The 17995-nt window shown below is 69.5% G+C and carries 18 protein-coding genes; 8 read left to right on the top strand and 10 right to left on the bottom strand.

The window, feature by feature from the left end; genetic code table 11:
* The 5 genes from secD to CSR00_RS08860 all read left to right on the top strand — a co-directional run.
* Nucleotides 1-1204, top strand: a 1204-nt coding sequence (gene secD, locus CSR00_RS08840; protein ID WP_141564320.1) for a protein translocase subunit SecD, incomplete at its 5' end; no start/stop codon positions are given.
* A 4-nt stretch (nt 1205-1208) separates the two neighbouring features.
* A complete protein-coding gene (gene secF / locus CSR00_RS08845) occupies nt 1209-2567 on the top strand; it encodes a protein translocase subunit SecF (protein WP_099022022.1) in 1359 nt (452 codons plus the stop codon).
* A 5-nt stretch (nt 2568-2572) separates the two neighbouring features.
* Complete coding sequence (locus CSR00_RS08850) at nt 2573-4237, top strand: ABC transporter substrate-binding protein (RefSeq protein ID WP_099022023.1); 1665 nt, start codon at nt 2573-2575, stop codon at nt 4235-4237.
* A complete protein-coding gene (locus CSR00_RS08855; protein WP_099022024.1) occupies nt 4234-4758 on the top strand; it encodes an adenine phosphoribosyltransferase in 525 nt (174 codons plus the stop codon). The genes CSR00_RS08850 and CSR00_RS08855 overlap by 4 nt, the downstream gene beginning before the upstream one ends.
* 164 nt (nt 4759-4922) lie before the next feature.
* Nucleotides 4923-7286 carry a RelA/SpoT family protein gene (locus tag CSR00_RS08860; RefSeq protein ID WP_099022025.1) on the top strand — a complete coding sequence of 788 codons (2364 nt, stop codon included), beginning with the start codon at nt 4923-4925 and terminating at the stop codon, nt 7284-7286.
* Nucleotides 7287-7298: 12 nt separating this feature from the next.
* Here the strand turns inward: CSR00_RS08860 and CSR00_RS08865 are convergent, their stop codons facing one another.
* Entirely contained in the window at nt 7299-7961 is a 663-nt protein-coding gene (locus CSR00_RS08865) for a DUF2161 domain-containing phosphodiesterase (protein WP_099022091.1), read from the bottom strand.
* A 220-nt stretch (nt 7962-8181) separates the two neighbouring features.
* Here CSR00_RS08865 and CSR00_RS30625 point away from each other — a divergent pair, with 220 nt between their 5' ends.
* Nucleotides 8182-8322: a hypothetical protein gene (locus CSR00_RS30625; RefSeq protein WP_176561971.1), complete on the top strand. Its 141-nt coding sequence runs from the start codon at nt 8182-8184 to the stop codon at nt 8320-8322.
* 37 nt (nt 8323-8359) lie between these two features.
* Here CSR00_RS30625 and ehuA read toward each other — a convergent pair whose 3' ends face one another.
* The 5 genes from ehuA to CSR00_RS08890 all read right to left on the bottom strand — a co-directional run bounded on the left by ehuA (nt 8360) and on the right by CSR00_RS08890 (nt 12506).
* Nucleotides 8360-9145 carry an ectoine/hydroxyectoine ABC transporter ATP-binding protein EhuA gene (gene ehuA / locus CSR00_RS08870; RefSeq protein WP_218014450.1) on the bottom strand — a complete coding sequence of 262 codons (786 nt, stop codon included), beginning with the start codon at nt 9143-9145 and terminating at the stop codon, nt 8360-8362.
* Nucleotides 9126-9785: an ectoine/hydroxyectoine ABC transporter permease subunit EhuD gene (gene ehuD, locus CSR00_RS08875; protein ID WP_099022026.1), complete on the bottom strand. Its 660-nt coding sequence runs from the start codon at nt 9783-9785 to the stop codon at nt 9126-9128. The genes ehuA and ehuD overlap by 20 nt, the downstream gene beginning before the upstream one ends.
* A gap of 3 nt (nt 9786-9788) precedes the next feature.
* The gene (gene ehuC, locus CSR00_RS08880; RefSeq protein ID WP_099022027.1) at nt 9789-10556 is read right to left on the bottom strand and encodes an ectoine/hydroxyectoine ABC transporter permease subunit EhuC; all 768 of its coding nucleotides are present in this window, start codon (nt 10554-10556) and stop codon (nt 9789-9791) included.
* A gap of 12 nt (nt 10557-10568) precedes the next feature.
* A complete protein-coding gene (ehuB, locus tag CSR00_RS08885) occupies nt 10569-11468 on the bottom strand; it encodes an ectoine/hydroxyectoine ABC transporter substrate-binding protein EhuB (protein WP_176561972.1) in 900 nt (299 codons plus the stop codon).
* A gap of 144 nt (nt 11469-11612) precedes the next feature.
* Nucleotides 11613-12506 carry a peptidylprolyl isomerase gene (locus CSR00_RS08890; protein WP_099022028.1) on the bottom strand — a complete coding sequence of 298 codons (894 nt, stop codon included), beginning with the start codon at nt 12504-12506 and terminating at the stop codon, nt 11613-11615.
* A gap of 187 nt (nt 12507-12693) precedes the next feature.
* Between CSR00_RS08890 and CSR00_RS08895 the strand changes: the two genes are divergently transcribed.
* A complete protein-coding gene (locus tag CSR00_RS08895) occupies nt 12694-13311 on the top strand; it encodes an MBL fold metallo-hydrolase (protein ID WP_099022029.1) in 618 nt (205 codons plus the stop codon).
* Nucleotides 13312-13346: 35 nt separating this feature from the next.
* Nucleotides 13347-14609, top strand: a complete 1263-nt coding sequence (hisS, locus tag CSR00_RS08900) for a histidine--tRNA ligase (protein ID WP_099022030.1) — start codon at nt 13347-13349, stop codon at nt 14607-14609.
* Between the two features lie 138 nt (nt 14610-14747).
* Here the strand turns inward: hisS and CSR00_RS30630 are convergent, their stop codons facing one another.
* The 4 genes from CSR00_RS30630 to urtC all read right to left on the bottom strand — a co-directional run bounded on the left by CSR00_RS30630 (nt 14748) and on the right by urtC (nt 17986).
* A complete protein-coding gene (locus CSR00_RS30630; protein ID WP_176561973.1) occupies nt 14748-15275 on the bottom strand; it encodes a hypothetical protein in 528 nt (175 codons plus the stop codon).
* Between the two features lie 64 nt (nt 15276-15339).
* Nucleotides 15340-16032 (bottom strand): urea ABC transporter ATP-binding subunit UrtE, encoded by a 693-nt coding sequence (gene urtE, locus CSR00_RS08910; RefSeq protein ID WP_099022031.1) that lies wholly within the window; start codon nt 16030-16032, stop codon nt 15340-15342.
* Nucleotides 16032-16874: an urea ABC transporter ATP-binding protein UrtD gene (gene urtD, locus CSR00_RS08915; RefSeq protein WP_099022032.1), complete on the bottom strand. Its 843-nt coding sequence runs from the start codon at nt 16872-16874 to the stop codon at nt 16032-16034. Before urtD ends, urtE begins: the two co-directional genes overlap by 1 nt.
* On the bottom strand, nt 16871-17986 hold the full coding sequence (gene urtC / locus CSR00_RS08920; protein WP_099022033.1) for an urea ABC transporter permease subunit UrtC: 1116 nt from the start codon (nt 17984-17986) through the stop codon (nt 16871-16873). The genes urtD and urtC overlap by 4 nt, the downstream gene beginning before the upstream one ends.
* Between the last annotated feature and the right edge of the window lie 9 nt (nt 17987-17995).

Below are 17995 nucleotides of genomic sequence, written 5' to 3' on the forward strand. Positions count from 1 at the left end.
GATGTGTATAAGGGACAGCCCCGGTGCCCCGGCTGCGGGCAATCCGGCGCCGGCCGCACCGGGTACGCCCAACCAGGACGAGAGCCTGAACAAGCGCATCGAGTTCGAGAAGAAGCTGCGCCAGAGCACCGAGCAGATCCGCCAGATCCTGGCCGTGCAGTACATGGCCGGACGCTGCGGCGAGCAGGACGTGCTGGCCGGCAACGACGACCCGAACCTGCCGTTGGTCACCTGCTCGACCGACCACAAGAGCGTCTACCTGCTCGACAAGTCGATCATGAGCGGCGAGGAGATCAAGGACGCCTCGTCGACCTTCGATCAGCAGCAGGCCCGCTACGTCGTCGACGTCGAGTTCAAGCCGCAGGGCGCCTCCACGTGGGCGGACTTCACCGCCGCCAACGTCGGCACCCAGACCGCCTTCGTGCTGGACTCCCAGGTCGTCAGCGCGCCGGTGATCCAGGAGGCGATCCCCGGCGGGCGCACCCAGATCACCGGTGACTTCACCTCCAGCTCGGCGCGCGAACTGGCCAACGTGCTCAAGTACGGGTCGTTGCCGCTGTCGTTCGAGTCCTCGGAGGCCGAGACGGTGTCGGCCACGCTGGGCCTGACCTCGCTGCGGGCCGGTCTGATCGCCGGCGCCGTGGGCCTGGCGCTGGTCCTGTTGTACTCGCTGGTCTACTACCGCGTCCTCGGGCTGCTGGTGGCGCTGTCGCTGGTGGCCTCCGGCGCGATGGTCTACGCGATTCTCGTGCTGTTGGGCAGATACATCGGCTACACGCTGGACCTGGCCGGGATCGCCGGTTTGATCATCGGTATCGGCACGACCGCGGACTCGTTCGTGGTGTTCTTCGAACGCATCAAGGACGAGATCCGTGAGGGACGCTCGTTCCGCTCGGCGGTCCCGCGAGGTTGGGTGCGTGCCCGCAAGACCATTCTGTCGGGCAACGCGGTGAGCTTCATCGCCGCGGCGGTGCTGTACTTCCTGGCCGTCGGCCAGGTCAAGGGATTCGCGTTCACGCTGGGCCTGACGACCATTCTCGACGTGGTGGTGGTGTTCCTGGTGACCTGGCCGCTGGTGTACCTGGCCAGCAAGTCGCCGACACTGGCCAAACCGGCGTTCAACGGGCTGGGCGCGGTGCAACAGATCGCTCGCGAGCGGCGGGCCCTCGGAGCGGGCGCGGCGAGTTCGGCGGGACGGGGTTAGGACGATGGCAAGGGAAACCAGCAGGAAAACCGGCAGGGAAACGGGCAGGGAAACCGCCAGGGACGACAGCGACGACACCACCGGTGTCGAGCTGACCGACGCCCGTGTCGGGGACGGTGGCGCCGGGGCGCCGAAACACGGCTTCTTCACCCGCCTCTACACCGGCACCGGTGCGTTCGAGGTGGTCGGCCGGCGCAAGCTGTGGTTCGCCGTCAGCGCCGCGATCGTCGCGGTCGCGATCGCGGCGATCCTGATCCGGGGCTTCTCCTTCGGGATCGACTTCGAGGGCGGCACCAAGGTGTCCATGCCGGTGCAGGGCGCCACCGGCCAGGCCACCACCACCGCGGTCGAGGAGGCGTTCACCCAGGCCATGGGCCGCGAGCCGCAGTCGGTGGTCATCGTCGGCAGCGGCGGCTCGGCCACCGTGCAGATCCGCAGCGAGACACTGACCAACGAGCAGACCGGGCAGCTGCGTGACGCGCTGTACGACAGGTTCGCCCCGCTGGGCACCGACGGCCAGCCCAGCAAGCAGGCCATCAGCGATTCGGCGGTCTCGGAGACCTGGGGTGGGCAGATCACCAAGAAGGCGCTGATCGCCCTCGGGGTGTTCCTGGTGCTGGTGGGCACCTACATCACCATCCGTTACGAGCGGTACATGGCGATCTCGGCGCTGGCGGCGCTGTTCTTCGACCTGATCACCACCGCCGGCGTCTACGCCCTGGTGGGATTCGAGGTCACCCCCGCCACGGTGATCGGGCTGCTCACCATCCTCGGGTTCTCGCTGTATGACACCGTCATCGTCTTCGACAAGGTCGAGGAGAACACCCACGGGTTCGAGCACACCACCCGGCGGACCTTCGGCGAGCAGGCCAACCTGGCGATCAACCAGACCTTCATGCGCTCGATCAACACCAGCGTCATCTCCGTGCTGCCGGTGCTGGCGCTCATCTTCGTCGCGGTGTGGCTGCTCGGGGTGGGCACCCTCAAGGACCTGGCCCTGGTGCAGCTGGTCGGGATCCTCGTGGGCACCTACTCGTCGATCTTCTTCGCCACCCCGCTGCTGGTCACGCTGCGCGAACGCACCGAGATCGTGAAGGTGCACACCCGCCGCGTCGAGCGGCGCCGGTCCCGTGCCGCCGGCGCGTCCGCGGGCGAGGCCGCGGCCGACGAGCCCGAACCGCGCTCGGAGGAGGCCGAGCCGGCCACGGTGTCGGCGACCCGCGGCGGCCAATCCGGGCCCCAGTCCGGGACCGAATCCGGCGCGCGGAAGCCGAGCACCCCGGCGGTGGGCGCGCGTCCGGTGCGGCCGACGCGCAGTCGTACCGGCCGCCCGACCGGTAAGCGGAACACCCGGCGGGGATAGCGGGCATGGTCGTGCAACGCCGCCGCGGTCGTCTCGGCACCGCGATCGCGGCCCTGGTCGCGGTGGCCGGTGCGCTGGTTCTGGCCTCCTGCGGCAGCGGTACCGCCGGGGAGATCAACTACGCCGTCGACGGCACCCTGGTCACCTACAACACCAACACCGTAACCGGGGCGGCCTCGGCCGGCCCGCAGGCCTTCGCGCGGGTCCTCACCGGTTTCGGCTACCACGGTCCCGACGGGCAGGTGGTCGCCGATCTGGACTTCGGGACCGTCTCGGTGGTCGGGCGGGCGCCGCTGGTACTCGACTACCAGATCGCCGACAACGCGGTGTACTCCGACGGCAAGCCGATCACCTGCGACGACATGGTGCTGGCGTGGGCCGCCCAGTCGGGCCGGTTCCCGATGTTCAACGCCGCCAGCCGGGCCGGCTACATCGACATCGCCGGCATCGAGTGCCGGCCGGGGGAGAAGCGTGCGCGGGTCTCCTTCGCGATCGACCGCGCCTTCGTCGACTACAACCAGCTGTTCACCGCCACCTCGATGCTGCCCAGCCACGTCATCTCCGATGTGCTCGGCCTGCCCGACGGCGGGGTCACCAACGCGCTGCAGGCCAACGACATCCCCACCGTCGAACAGATCGCCCGGGTGTGGAACACCACCTGGGACCTCAAACCCGGAATCGACCCCAAGCACTTCCCGTCCTCGGGCCCGTACCGCATCGACTCGGTCAACGACAACGGGTCGGTGGTGCTGGTCGCCAACGACAAGTGGTGGGGCGCCAAACCGGCGACCCCCCGCATCACCGTGTGGCCCCGCGGCGTGCACGTCCAGGACCGGATCAACGACGGCACCTTCGACGTGGTCGACGTCGCGACCGGCTCGTCGGGGACGCTGACCACCCCCGACGACTACAACCGGGTGGAGAGCCCGTCGGCCGGAATCGAGCAGTTGATCTTCGCCCCGCAGGGCCCGCTGGCGGCGGTACCGGCGCGCCGCGCGCTGGCGCTGTGCACCCCACGCGACGTCATCGCCCGCAACGCCGAGGTACCGATCTCCAACTCCCGGCTGAACCCGGCCAGCGAGGACGCGCTCACCCAGGCCGAGAACGTTCCCGAGGCCGGTGCGTTCATCGCCGGGGACCCGAACGCGGCCCGCGACGCGCTGGAGGGCAACCCGCTGACCGTGCGGATCGGCTATCAGACCCCCAACGCGCGGCTGGCCGCCACCGTCGGTGCGATCGCGCGGGCCTGCCAGCCCGCGGGTATCACGGTGGTCGACGCGGCCTCGGATGCCGTCGGGCCGCAGTCGCTGCTGGACGGTCAGATCGACGTGCTGCTGGCCAGTACCGGAGGTGCCACCGGCAGCGGGTCGACGGGCTCCTCGGCGATGGATGCCTACGCGCTGTTCAGTGGCAACGGCGACAACCTGGCGCGCTACAACAACCCGCAGGTCGACGGTGTGATCAGCGCGCTGGCCGTCACCGTGGACCCCAAGGAGCAGGCGCGGCTGCTCGGCGAGGGCGCGGGGGTGCTGTGGGCCGACATGCCGACACTGCCGCTGTTCCGTCAGCAGCGGACCCTGATGTCATCGAAGAAGATGTATGCAGTCAGCAGCAACCCGACCCGGTGGGGCGCGGGCTGGAACATGGACCGTTGGGTGTTGAACGAATGACCGATATCAGCGCGCTGGTCGCGTCCCTGACCCGCGAGGTCCCCGATTTCCCCGAACCGGGGATCCAGTTCAAGGACCTCACCCCGCTGCTGGCCGACCGCGCCGGTCTGGCCGCCGTCACCGCGGCGCTGGCCGAATACGCCGAGGGGGCCGACCTGATCGCCGGCATCGACGCGCGGGGATTCCTGCTCGGGGCCGCGGTGGCCACCCGCCTGGGTACCGGGGTGCTGGCCATCCGCAAGGGCGGCAAGCTGCCCCCACCGGTGCGCCGCGAGGAGTACACGCTGGAGTACGGGACGGCCGTGCTGGAGATCCCCGCCGAAGGGATCGACCTGGAGGGCCGTTCGATCGTGCTGATCGACGATGTGCTCGCCACCGGCGGCACGATGGCCGCCGCGCACCGGCTGCTGCTCGACTGCGGCGCGTCGGTGCGTGCGGCGGCGGTGGTGCTGGAGCTGGGGGCCCTCGGCGGGCGTGAGGCCATCGCGCCGTTGACGGTCGACAGCCTGCGCACGGTGTAGTTGCACCGGCGCCTGCGGTCCGGGCGCACCGAGTGTGCGGTCAGATCGGTGTGGCCGTCTGCGGCCCGCCCTGGGCGCATCGAGTGTGCGTTCAGGACGCCGGGAGAGGGTAGCGATATCCTGGGGCACTCAGGCAACAACGCCCACAGCGGGAGGTGACGGAAGTGGCCGACGAACCGGGTTCGGCAGCGGCCGTCGAGCGCGCGCCGGCCAACGTGCCCTCCGCCGAACCGGTCCCCGAGCCGGCCAAGGGCGACTCCGGTAAGAGCAGCAGCGCCTCACGACGGGTCCGGGCCCGGCTGGCGCGGCGGATGACCGCGCAGCGCAGCACCCTCAACCCCGTGCTCGAGCCGCTGGTGGCGGTGCACCGCGAGATCTACCCGAAGGCCGACCTGGCGATCCTGCAGCGGGCCTATACCGTCGCCGAAGAGCGCCACGCCACCCAGCTGCGCCGCTCCGGCGACCCGTACATCACCCACCCGCTGGCGGTGGCCAACATCCTGGCCGAGCTGGGCATGGACACCACCACGCTGGTCGCGGCCCTGCTTCACGACACCGTCGAGGACACCGGGTATTCGCTGGAGGAACTGACCAAGGACTTCGGCGACGAGGTCGGCCACCTCGTCGACGGTGTCACCAAGCTGGACCGGGTGGTGCTGGGCAGCGCCGCCGAGGGCGAGACCATCCGCAAGATGATCATCGCGATGGCCCGCGATCCGCGGGTGCTGGTGATCAAGGTGGCCGACCGGCTGCACAACATGCGCACCATGCGTTTCCTGCCGCCGGAGAAGCAGGCCCGCAAGGCCCGCGAGACGCTGGAGGTGATCGCCCCGCTGGCGCACCGGCTGGGGATGGCCACCGTCAAATGGGAGCTGGAGGATCTGTCCTTCGCGATCCTGCATCCCAAGAAATACGAGGAGATCGTACGCCTGGTCGCCGACCGCGCGCCCTCCCGGGACACCTATCTGGCCAAGGTGCGCGCCGAGATCGCCGCCACGCTCAACGCGTCACGGATCAACGCCACCGTCGAGGGCCGCCCCAAGCACTACTGGTCGATCTACCAGAAGATGATCGTCAAGGGCCGCGACTTCGATGACATCCACGACCTGGTCGGGGTGCGCATCCTCTGCGACGAGATCCGCGACTGCTACGCCGCGGTCGGGGTGGTGCATTCGCTGTGGCAGCCGATGGCCGGCCGGTTCAAGGACTACATCGCCCAGCCGCGGTACGGGGTCTACCAGTCGCTGCACACCACCGTTGTCGGTCCCGAGGGCAAACCGCTGGAGGTGCAGATCCGCACCCGCGACATGCACCACACCGCCGAATACGGGATCGCGGCACACTGGCGGTACAAGGAAGCCAAGGGCCGCAACGGGGTCCCGATCAGCCACGCCGCCGCCGAGATCGACGACATGGCCTGGATGCGCCAGCTTCTGGACTGGCAGCGGGAGGCCGCCGACCCCGGTGAGTTCCTCGAGTCGCTGCGCTACGACCTCGCGGTCAAGGAGATCTTCGTGTTCACCCCCAAGGGCGACGTCATCACGTTGCCGGCGGGTTCGACACCGGTGGACTTCGCCTACACGGTGCACACCGAGGTGGGCCACCGCTGTATCGGCGCGCGGGTCAACGGCCGGCTGGTGGCCCTGGAGCGCAAGCTCGAGAACGGGGAAGTGGTGGAGGTTTTCACCTCCAAGGCCCTCAACGCGGGCCCGTCGCGGGACTGGCAGACGTTCGTCGTGTCACCGCGGGCCAAGGCCAAGATCCGGCAGTGGTTCGCCAAGGAACGCCGCGAGGAGGCGCTGGAGTCCGGCAAGGACGCGATCGCCCGCGAGGTGCGCCGCGGGGGGCTGCCGCTGCAGCGGCTGATGAACGCCGACTCGATGGCCGCACTGGCCCGCGAACTGCGCTACTCCGACATCTCGGCGCTGTACACCGCCGTCGGCGAGGGACACACCTCGGCAAAACACGTGGTGCAGCGGCTGATCGCGCAACTCGGCGGCGCCGACGACGCCGAAGACGAGATCGCCGAGCGCTCCACCCTGTCGACTCTTCCTGCACGCCAACGCAACAGCGAGGACGTCGGAGTGGCCGTGCCCGGTGCTCCCGGGGTGTTGACCAAGCTCGCCAAGTGCTGCACCCCGGTGCCCGGGGACGCCATCATGGGCTTCGTCACCCGCGGCGGCGGAGTGAGCGTGCACCGCACCGACTGCACCAACGCGGCGTCGCTGCAGGAGCAGTCGGAGCGGATCATCGACGTGAAATGGGCGCCGTCACCGTCCTCGGTGTTCCTGGTGGCCATTCAGGTCGAGGCGCTCGACCGCCACCGGCTGCTCTCGGACGTCACCCGCGTGCTCGCCGACGAGAAGGTCAACATCCTCTCGGCGCAGGTCACCACCTCCGATGACCGGGTGGCGGTCAGCAGGTTCACCTTCGAGATGGGAGACCCCAAGCATCTGGGCCACGTGCTGGCCGTGGTGCGCGGGGTCGAAGGCGTCTACGACGTCTACCGGGTGACCTCGGCGGCCTAGCTCCGCTCGCTCTCAGTTCGCGGTGCCCGGACCGTCCGCGCCGCAATAGCGGTCGAGGTGCCGCCGGCCGGTGGGGGTCAGGGTGTAGGTGCCGCGTTCGACCCGCTCGAACCAGCCGTAGTAGTCACGCTGCAGGATCTTCGCCGCGTTCGGCACGTCGGCACCGGCCCGCATGTCGGCAAGGCGCATCGGCCCGTGCCGCAGCAGTTCCGCGCACCGCACCGCCTCCTGCCGGTAGGCGGTGATCATCGGCACCCGCGTCGAGGAACCGCCCCGGTTGGGATCACCGACGCGCCGCGCGTGCTCACCCAGCAGTCGATGCAGCTGCCGCTTGTTCTTGCGGGGCGCGTAGGGGCCCGGATCGAGGAGCACCTCCGCGCGCACGCCGGTCACGACGATCAGCCCCAGACCGAGTCGCCGGCACAGTTTCGCGATGTCCCGGTCCCGCCTGGGTATCCGGCCGACGGCCAGGTAGACCGAGTCGGTCAGTGCGAGCCGGTCGACGCCCTGCAGCAGCAGGCCCAGGCTGAAGGCCTTCTTCAGCTCGACCACCACCGGTGGTTCGTCGCCCCGCACGGCCACCACGTCGCAGCGGCCGACCTCGCCCTTGACCTGATAGCCCTGGCCTTCGAGCAGCGCCTTCACCGGGGGATACAGGTCGCTCTCCAGCGGCATGCGCGGCAGACTACCGGAATCGACGGTCAGCACGTGGGATGCGCGGCCGGGCCGGGGGCGTAACCCGGGAGAGTGCCCTGGAGAGTGCCCTCGAGAGTGCCAAAGACACACTCCAAGTGGACTTTCGGTGATACCGGTGGACGGCGAAACCATAGTAGCCTGCGCATGTTGGCATCGGTGCCGGTCGGCGGCACCGCGAAACCGCAGCAGGAGGGTAGCGATGGCACGCAACGCCGGTGACCGTTACGAATGCAAGGAGTGTGGAGCGGTGCTCGTCTACGAGAAGGCGTGCCCGTGCCCGCCGGAGATGGAGCACAAGGAGATCTGCTGCGAGAAGCCGATGACGCTCGTCTCCTCCTGATCCCCGCCCACCGCGTCACGGGTCGCGTCCACCCGGCTCACTCGCGCTCCAGGACGGCCCGTAGGAAGCTGCGGGTGCGGTCCTGCTCGGGGGCGGCGAACAGCTTGCCGGGCGGCGCGTCCTCGATGATGCGGCCCGTGTCGAACATCAACACCCGGTCGGAGACGTCGCGGGCGAAGTTCATCTCGTGGGTCACGCACAGGAACGTGATCTCGGTGGTGCGGGCGATGTCCTTGAGCAGCGCCAGCACCCCGGCGACCAGTTCGGGATCCAGCGCGGAGGTGACCTCGTCGAGCAGCAGCACGTCGGGGCGCATGGCCAGGGCGCGGGCGATCGCCACCCGCTGCTGCTGGCCGCCGGAGAGCTCGTTGGGACGCGCGTCGATCTTCTCGCTCATGCCGACCAGCTCCAGCAGGTCGGCGGCGCGCTGATCCGCCTCGTCGCGGGGCAGGCGCAGGGACCGGACCGGCCCCTCGGTGATGTTCTGCCGGACCGTCATGTTCGGGAACAGGTTGAACTGCTGGAACACCATGCCGATCCGCTTGCGGATCGGCCTTTGGTGTTTATCGTCGGCGGGCACCGTGCGCCCGCCGCGCTGCATGTGACTCAGGCAGTCATCGTCGACGTAGATCCGCCCGCCGCTGACCTGCTCCAGGGTCATCAGCAGCCGCAGGATGGTGGTCTTGCCTGACCCGCTCGGGCCGATCAACGAGACGAACTCCCCGGGGCGCACGGCGAAGTTCAGCCCGTCGAGTACCACGTGGTCGCCGAAGCTCTTGGCCACGTCGTCGAAGCGGATCTTGTCAGTTGCTGTAGGCGACACGGCGCTCCAACCATCGGACGAGCAGGGATGCGGAGTAGCTCAGCAGCAGGAACAGCACCCCGGCGATGGTGATCGGTTCCACGTAGCGGAACGCCCGGGAGCCGGCCTGGTCGGCCGCGCCCACGATGTCGAGCACCCCGATCATCAGCAGCAGTGGCGTTTCCTTGAGCATCGAGATCGAGTAGTTGCCCAGGGCGGGCAACACCCGGGGAATGGCCTGCGGGAGGATCACCGCGAGCCAGGTGCGCCGCGGCGGCAGGCTCAGCGCCACGGCGGCCTCCCATTGGCCGGCGGGTACCGCCTCGATTCCGGCGCGGTAGACCTCGGCGGTGTAGGTCGAGTAGTGCAGCCCCAAGGCGATGATCCCGGTGGTCAGCGGGTCGAATTTGATGCCGACGTCGGGCAGCACGAAAAAGAAGAAGAAGATCTGCACCAGCAGCGGGGTGCTACGGATGAACTCGATGAAACCCCATGTGACGCTGCGGATCACGGGGTTGCCCGAGCGTCGCAACAGGGCCAGCGCCAGGCCGAGCAGATAGGCCAGCACCGAGCCGGCCACGGTGGCGATCAACGTGATCCGCAGCCCGTCCAGCACGATCTTGGGGAATACCGACCACGCGAACTCCCAGTCCCACAGCATCGCTCAGCCCGCCTGTCGGCCGATGTCGGCCAGCTCGGCGCCGGGTTCGGCGCGGCGGGGGCGGCCGGTGCGGCCCATCGCCGACCACCAGGACCGTCGCGGCGGTCGCGGCCGTCCGGCCAGCGTGGCCGCGCGTCGCTCCAGCCAGCGCATCGCGGAGGTGATCAACACGGCCAGCGCCAGGTAGAACAGCAGCACCACCGTCCAGATCAGTGCCGCCTGGGAGATGAAGTTGTTCACCAGAACCTCGCGTGCCTGGTAGGTCATCTCGTGCACGGTGATGATCGTCAGCAGTGAGCTGCCCTTGAGCAGCTGGATGAACAGGTTGTTGAACGGCGGCACCATCTCGGCCAGTGCCTGCGGCAGTATGACCCGGCGCATCCGCTGCGCCGGTGTCAGGCTCAGCGCCACGCACGCCTCGTACTGGGCGCGCGGGACCGAACCGATGGCGCCCCGCACGATCTCGGCGCCGTAGGCGCCGAAGTTGAGCCCGAGCACCGCGATACCCGCTGCCAGCGGCACGATCTGGTAGCCGACGAGCGCGGGCAGCACGAAGTAGATCCACATCAACTGGACCACTTCGGAGGTGCCGCGCCAGAGCTCGACGTAGACGCGGGCGACGAACCGGACGACGCGGGAGCCCGACAGCATCGCCAGCCCGGCCGCGAACGCCATCACGGTGGCGATCAGAATCCCCCCGACGGTGGCCTGCACCGTCAGCGGCAGGCCCTCGGCGATGGTTCTGGTGAACAACCCGAGGTGATCGAACAACTCTCCGCCCCTCTAGGCGGTGCCCTCGCAGAGTTTCTCGGTGGTGACGCCCTCAGGCACCTCGTTGTCGGCGGTGAAGCCGAACGGCTCGACGATGGTGAGCCACTCGCCGCTGTCCTGCAGCTTCTTCAGTTCGGCGTTGAACTGGTCGACGAGTTCGTCGTCGCCCTTGCGGAACACGAAACCGCCCGCCTGGATCTGCTGCTTGCCGTCGACGTCCGGCACGAAGCCCGGGGTCACCTCCAGCGGGGCGGTGGGGTTGTCGGCCACCATGCGGCGCAGCGAGATGTCGGTGAGCGCCCCGGCGTAGGCGCGTTGATCGAGCAGCGCCTGCAGCATCTCGGGCTGCCCGTCGTAGGGCTGGATCCTGTTGTCGGGGATGCCCAGGCGTTGGGCGACGGACTCCTCGACGGTGCCCGACAGCACGGCCAGCGCCGCACCCTTGGCCTTGATGTCCTCGAAGTTGTAGATCTGCTGCGGATTGCCCTTGGGCACCAGCAGGGCCGTCGGGGTCACGTAGTCCACGCGGGAGAACTGGGCGTTGCGGCAGCGGTCGGGCAGGATCGCCATTCCCGCGGCCACCATGTCGTACTGTCCGGCGTTCAGCGCCGGGATCAGCTGGCCGAACTCGACCTGGGTGGCGTCGACGTTGCCGACACCCATCGACGTGAAGACGGCCCGGGCGACCTCGGGCGCCTCACCGGTGACCTTCCCGTCGCGGGTGTAGCCGTAGGGCACCTCGCCGGCGATGCCGATCTTGACCGTTCCGGCGTCCTTGATGCGTTGCAGCGTGGAGCCCTCGCCGCTGTCGGGCACCTTCGAGCAGGCCGCCGCCAGGAGAGCGGGCGCCGCGATCGCGGTCGCTCCGCCCACCGCGCCGGCCCGGAAAAATTCACGTCGTGTCCAGTTCATCGTCGACCCTCTTACGTCCACACGTTCACATTCGTCACGGCCACATCGCACCTCGGTGCGTTTCTGAACGTATGCGTATCGGGGGACCAGGTCAAAGCGACGGCGCCGGCCCACCCACGGGTCGGGGCGGCCCGATCGACCCGCTCAGTCCAGCTGAATCGACTTGATCTGCACGTCCAGGGCGGGCTTGCCGTCGCCCTGGCCGCCCTGCACGCCGGCGGCCGCGATGCGGTCCAGTGTGGCCAGGCCGGTCTCGTCGATGGTGCCGAACACCGTGTACTGGGGCGGCAGCTGAGAGTCCTGATACACCAGGAAGAACTGGCTGCCGTTGGTGCCGGGGCCGGCGTTGGCCATGGCCAGCGTGCCGCGCGGATAGAGCACCGGCTGCTGCGCGCCCGGGTCGCCGGCGGGGTACTGGTCGGTCGGGTACTCGTTGGCGAACTGGTAGCCCGGGCCACCGGTGCCGGTCCCGGTCGGGTCGCCGCACTGCAGCACCGACAGGCTCGGGGAGGTGGTCAGCCGGTGACACGGGGTGTCGTTGAAGTAGCCCTGCTGCGCCAGGCTGGCGAAGCTGTTGACGGTGCACGGCGACTTCGCGTTGTCCAACTGCAGCCCGATATTGCCCTGGTTGGTCGACATGCTGGCGCTGACCTGGGCCGGGTCGGTGGGCACCTTGCCGGTGCGCGGAGGCGTGGCGTCCTTGCTGGCCGCGCCCGTCGCCGGGTACTGGCAGTTCGCGCCCAGGTCGGCCGCGGGGGTGAACGGCGGCAGCTGCCCGTTGGCCGGCGGGGGTGTCGTCGGGCCGCCGTCGCCCCCGGGGGCCGGCGAAGCCGTCGTGGTGTCGGCACCGGCGACCGATCCGGTGGAATCGTCGCGGTTGATCAGTACGGTCGCGACGACGGCGATGACGGCCACCACCGCGACCGCGCCACCGACGAGCGTCAGGAGCCGGCGCCGGCGCGCCTTGGCCTCACGCCGTTCCAGCTGGCGCTCCAGTTTCCGCTTGGCGGTCTCCCGGCGTTGTTCGTTGGTCGGCACCGTCGTCGTCCTCCGCAGTGTCCTGAGTGTCTTAAGTGTTTTGAGTGTCTTGAGCAGCTGTCGTCCCGGCCGTCACCGGCGTGTCGGCCCGGCATGTCAGCACGGCATGTCAGCACCGAGTGTGCCAGCTGACACTGTGTGCGGGCGGCCCGACCCGCGCGCGACGCGTAGTGGGACACTGGTCGGCGTGCTGATCACCGGGTTCGCGGCGGGCTCCGCCGATGCGAACTGTTACTTCGCCGCGCCGGGCCCCGGCGCGGCGGCGGTGGTCGTCGATCCCGGCGACGAGGTGGTTCAGACCCTGGAGTACTACTTCGCGGCCAACGACCTGACGCCGGCGGCGGTGCTGCTCACCCACGGGCACGCCCGGCACACCGCCTCGGTGCACGACCTGTGCCTGGGGTGGGAGGTGCCGGTCTACATCCATCCCGCCGACCGCCACCTGCTCGGTGAGCTGGAACTCGGGGAACCCGACGAGGTCGTCGAGATCGCCGACGGCGACGTGCTCGAGCTCGCCGGTGTCGCGGTGGCCGTCGATCACACCCCGGGGCACACCGAGGGATCGGTGGTGTTTCGGATCAGTGCCGACACCGACGAGGGCCCCGCGGAGGTGGCGTTCACCGGTGACACGCTGTTGTGCCGCGGGATCGGCACCGGTGACCGGGCGACGCTGCTGTCCTCGATCGCCCGAAAACTGCTGGTCCTGGGAGACGACACCGTGGTACTACCGGGTCACGGAACGTCGACCACCATCGGCGCCGAGCGCCGGTTCAACCCGTTGCTGAAGGATCTGCGCGCGTCGTGACGATCCGATCCGAGATGAGGAGCATCTGAACCCCCGTGAGCGAGTTCAAGGCACCCAAGGGCATTCCGGACTATCTGCCGCCGGACTCGGCGCAGTTCGTCGCGGTTCGTGATGGCCTGCTCGCCGCGGCCCGCAGCGCCGGCTACGGTGACGTCGAGCTGCCCATCTTCGAGGAGACGGCGCTGTTCGCGCGCGGCGTCGGCGAGTCCACCGACGTCGTGTCCAAGGAGATGTACACCTTCGAAGATCGCGGCGGACGTTCGGTGACGCTGCGCCCGGAGGGCACCGCCGGGGTGATGCGGGCGGTCATCGAGCACGGCCTGGACCGCGGCGCCCTCCCGGTCAAGTTGTGCTACGCCGGCCCGTTCTTCCGCTACGAGCGTCCGCAGGCGGGCCGCTACCGGCAGCTGCAGCAGGTCGGGATCGAGGCCATCGGGGTCGACGACCCGGCGCTGGACGCCGAGGTGATCGCGGTCGCCGACGCCGGTTTCCGGGCACTCGGGCTCGACGGCTTCCGGCTGGAGATCACCTCGCTGGGCGACGCCACCTGCCGGCCCGCCTACCGGGAGAAGCTGCAGCAGTTCCTGTTCGCGCTCGACCTCGACGAGGACACCCGCCGGCGTGCCGAGATCAACCCGCTGCGGGTGCTCGACGACAAGCGCCCGGAGATCAAGGCGCTGACCGCCGAGGCGCCGCTGATGCTGGACCATCTCTCCGACGAGGCCAAGAAGCACTTCGAGACGGTGCTGGCGCATCTGGACGCCCTGCAGGTGCCCTACGTGATCAATCCGCGCATGGTGCGGGGACTGGACTACTACACCAAGACCACCTTCGAGTTCGTCCACGACGGTCTCGGCGCGCAGTCGGGCATCGGGGGCGGGGGGCGCTACGACGGGCTGATGCGCGAACTCGGCGGCCAGGACCTGTCCGGGATCGGTTTCGGTCTCGGGGTGGACCGGACCCTGCTGGCGCTGCGGGCCGAGGGCAGGACGGCCGGCCCGGCCGCCCGGGTCGACGTGTTCTGCGTGCCGCTGGGGGAGCAGGCCAAGCAGGAGCTGGCGGTGCTGGCCGCACGCCTGCGATCCGCGGGACTGCGGGTGGACCTGGCCTACGGCGACCGTGGGCTCAAGGGTGCGATGCGTGCCGCCGACCGTTCCGGCGCCGGCGTCGCGCTGGTGGCCGGTGACCGTGACATCGCCGCGGGCACCGTCGGGCTGAAGGATCTGTCCACCGGTGAGCAGATCGACGTGGCGGCGGACGCGGTCGTCGCCGAGACACTGGCCCGCTTCGGCCGCTAGACCTGCGCGCCTCGCGCCCGCTTCGCTGCCGTTGACCCGGTACTCAGATCCACATTTCGGGCGAGTTTTCGCACTCACTACCGAGTGAACGCCGTCGTAGGCGCGGGTGAGGGCCCTCTGGGTCGCCGGGGCGCGGTGCTAGGCCCCGCGCGCCACCTGGGTCAGGACCTCGTCGACGTTCCCGATGCCGCCGTCGAACGGGTTGCCGCGCTTGAGGACCCGTTTTCCGGCGGGCGTGACCGCGACCAGTTTGGGCGAACTCGACCCGATCTGCATCCGGCGGACGAACCGCACCTGGTCCAGGGGGAGCAGCGCGCCCCCGGTGTAGCTGAACAGGCCCAGCTTGCGGTCCAGCACGGCCACCGGGCGGCACTCGTGTGCCGCACGGGATCGCCGGCGCCGCATGCTGCGGACCGTGAGGCCCGCCAGCACGGCCAAGACCAGGCCCAGGCCGAGCAGGACCGCGCCCAGCAGCGGCGACGGGATGCCCGCGACGAGCGCGACGATCCCGAAGCCGCCGGCGATCAGGGCAAGGACGCCCAGGACGAAGGACAGCACCGCCGGGGTGCCCGTACCCCGGTCGATGACGAGCACGCGGCGGCCGTCGTCGGTGACGACCAGTCCGCCGGTGTCGGCCAGCACCTGGGTGGGAGTCTCTGTGCTCATCGGGGTCAGCCTGCCATCGCGGCACTCGGTGTGGACGGGGATCCGACGGATCAGGCGGCCGACATCAGATCGCCATGGCGGCACGCACGTCGTCCTCGGAGGCCGAACCACCGGTGCCCGAGGAGGTGACCCGACCCGATTCCAGCACGTAGTACTGCTGAGCGGATTCCAGCGCGAAGCCGATGTGCTGCTCGACCAGCAGCACCCCGAGGTCGCCGCGCCGGGTCAGCGCGGTGATGGCGCCCTCGATCTCGGCGACCACCGACGGCTGGATGCCCTCGGTGGGTTCGTCGAGGATCAATGTCTTCGGGCTGGTGATCAGCGCGCGGGCGATCGCGAGCTGCTGGCGCTGACCACCCGAGAGCAGCCCGGCCCGGCGGGTCAGCAGCTCCTTCAGCGCGGGGAACAGGTCTAGCTGCTCGTCGATGAGCTGCTTGCCGTTCTTGCGCCCGTCCGCCACGACCTGCAGGTTCTCCGCCGTGGTCAGCTGGCCGAACGACTGCTGGCCCTGCGGGACGTAGGCCAGCCCGCGGGACACCCGAGCCGAGGGGCGCAGCTTGGTGATGTCGTCGCCCTCGAACATCACCGTGCCCGAGCTGCACTTGAGGAGCCCGACCGCCGCCCGTAGCAGGGTGGTCTTGCCGGCACCGTTGTGTCCCATCACCGCGGCGACACCGTCGCTGGGCACCTCGATGCTGACACCGTGGATCACCTCGGTGCGGCCGTAGCCGCTGCGGACGTCGACGAGTTGCAGCATTACGAGGTCTCCGTCTGATCGCTGGTGTCGGCGGCGGGCTCGGCGTCCACCGAGGAGGTCCCGAGGTAGACCTCCTGGACCTTGGGATTGGCCTGCACCTCGGCCACGGTGCCCTCGGCGATGACCTGACCGCGGGCCAGCACGGTGACCGACGTGGCGAACGCGCGCATGAAGTCCATGTCGTGTTCGACCACGACGACGGTGCGTTCTGCGCCGATGCGGCGCAGCAGGTTTCCCGTCTCGTCGCGTTCCTCGGCGCTCATCCCGGCCACCGGCTCGTCGAGCAGCAGCACGTCGGCGTTCTGCACCAGCAGCATCCCGATCTCCAGCCACTGCTTCTGGCCGTGGGCCAGCACGCCGGCCGGCTTGTCGGCCAGATCGGTCAGACCGATGGTGTCCAGGGCCTCCTCGATGATCGGCAACACGCCCGGACGCCGGCGCAGCAGCGTCCACGCCGAGCGTCCGGCACCGGCGGCGATGTCCAGGTTCTGCAGCACGCTGAGTTTCTCGAAGACGCTGGCGGTCTGGAACGTGCGTCCCACACCGCGGCGGGCGATCTGGTGCACCTTCTTGCCGAGCAGTTCCACCCCCGACTTGCTGACCGACCCGGTCGCGGACACCAGGCCGGTGATCGCGTCGATCACCGTGGTCTTGCCGGCGCCGTTGGGGCCGATGAGGAAGCGCAGATCACCCTGGAACAGGGTGAGGTCGACGTCGCTGACGGCCTTGAACCCGTCGAAATCGACCGTCAGGCCGCGCACTTCGAGGTACTCGGTACCCATGCCGACATTGCCGCCGGCCGCCGGTTGGCCGGCCGCGTGGGCGGTGTCCGGGGTGGTCATGACGGCGCCCCCACTTTCTCGGCCTCCGGTTCGGGTTCCGGGGCGGGTTCGTCGGCGTCCTTGCGGCGCCAACGCTTGAACAGCACCCCCAGACCGGCCAGACCGGCCGGGAAGAAGCCGACCACCACGATGAACAGCAGACCCTGGGCGTAGGTCCACTCCGAGGGGAAGCGCTCGGAGAACAGCGTCTGCGCCCAGGCCACCCCGATGGCACCCAGGACCGGGCCCAGCAGGGTGGTGCGCCCGCCGATGGCCACACCGATCAGGAATGCGATGGAGGGCAGGATGCCGACCTGTGACGGCGCGATGAAGCCGACGATCGGAGCGAACAGCGCCCCGGCGATGCTGGCGAACAGGGCCGCCACCGTGTAGGCGACGACCTTGATGTTGGCCGGGTCGTAGCCCAGAAACCGCACCCGCTCCTCGCCGTCGCGGACCGCGACCAGCAGCTCGCCGTAGCGGCTCTGCATCAGCTGGCGCGCGATCGCCACGACCGCCAGCAGCACCCCGGCGGCGATGAAGTAGAGCATCTGCCGGTTGGCCGGATCGTTGAGGGTGAAGCCGAGGAACGTGCGGAACCGGTTGAGCCCGTTGGACCCTCCCAGACTGGTCTGGCCGACCAGCAGGATGGCCAGGGCCGCCGCCAGCGCCTGGGACAGGATCGCGAAGTAGGCGCCCTTGACCCGGCGCTTGAACACGCCGAACCCGAGGGCCGCGGCGATGGCCGTCGGGATGACCAGGATCGCCAGCAGCGTCACCAGCGGTGAGGCGAACGGAGTCCAGTAGCCGGGCAGCTCGCTCATACCCTGGATCTGCATGAAGTCGGGTACGTCGTTGCCGAAGATCTGGGCGTCGGCGATCTTGAGGTGCATGGCCATCATGTAGCCGCCGAGCCCGAAGAACACCCCCTGGCCCAGCACCAGCATGCCGCCCCGGCCCCAGGCCAGGCCGATGCCCACGGCGACGATGGCAAAGCACAGGAACTTGCCCAGCAGGCTGAGCCGGAACTCGGAGAGCACCAGCGGCGCCACCCCGAACAGCACGACGGCGGCCACGCCGAACCCGGCCCAGGTCTGCCAGCGGCCAAGCACCGTCTTCGCTCGCGTCCGCATACTCATATC

It is taken from the genome of Mycolicibacterium palauense (genome assembly GCF_002592005.1).
GTDB lineage: Bacteria > Actinomycetota > Actinomycetes > Mycobacteriales > Mycobacteriaceae > Mycobacterium > Mycobacterium palauense.

Coding starts and splice junctions, on each gene's coding strand:
- CSR00_RS08865 (WP_099022091.1), bottom strand. CDS start 7,961: ATGCCGCTGGAGAGCGACCTGTATCCCCCGGTGAAGGCGCTGCTCGAA.
- urtE (WP_099022031.1), bottom strand. CDS start 16,032: ATGCTGCAACTCGTCGACGTCCGCAGCGGCTACGGCCGCACCGAGGTG.
- secF (WP_099022022.1), top strand. CDS start 1,209: ATGGCAAGGGAAACCAGCAGGAAAACCGGCAGGGAAACGGGCAGGGAA.
- CSR00_RS08850 (WP_099022023.1), top strand. CDS start 2,573: ATGGTCGTGCAACGCCGCCGCGGTCGTCTCGGCACCGCGATCGCGGCC.
- ehuD (WP_099022026.1), bottom strand. CDS start 9,785: ATGCTGTGGGACTGGGAGTTCGCGTGGTCGGTATTCCCCAAGATCGTG.
- ehuB (WP_176561972.1), bottom strand. CDS start 11,468: ATGAACTGGACACGACGTGAATTTTTCCGGGCCGGCGCGGTGGGCGGA.
- urtD (WP_099022032.1), bottom strand. CDS start 16,874: ATGACCACCCCGGACACCGCCCACGCGGCCGGCCAACCGGCGGCCGGC.
- urtC (WP_099022033.1), bottom strand. CDS start 17,986: ATGCGGACGCGAGCGAAGACGGTGCTTGGCCGCTGGCAGACCTGGGCC.
- CSR00_RS08855 (WP_099022024.1), top strand. CDS start 4,234: ATGACCGATATCAGCGCGCTGGTCGCGTCCCTGACCCGCGAGGTCCCC.
- CSR00_RS30625 (WP_176561971.1), top strand. CDS start 8,182: ATGGCACGCAACGCCGGTGACCGTTACGAATGCAAGGAGTGTGGAGCG.
- CSR00_RS30630 (WP_176561973.1), bottom strand. CDS start 15,275: ATGAGCACAGAGACTCCCACCCAGGTGCTGGCCGACACCGGCGGACTG.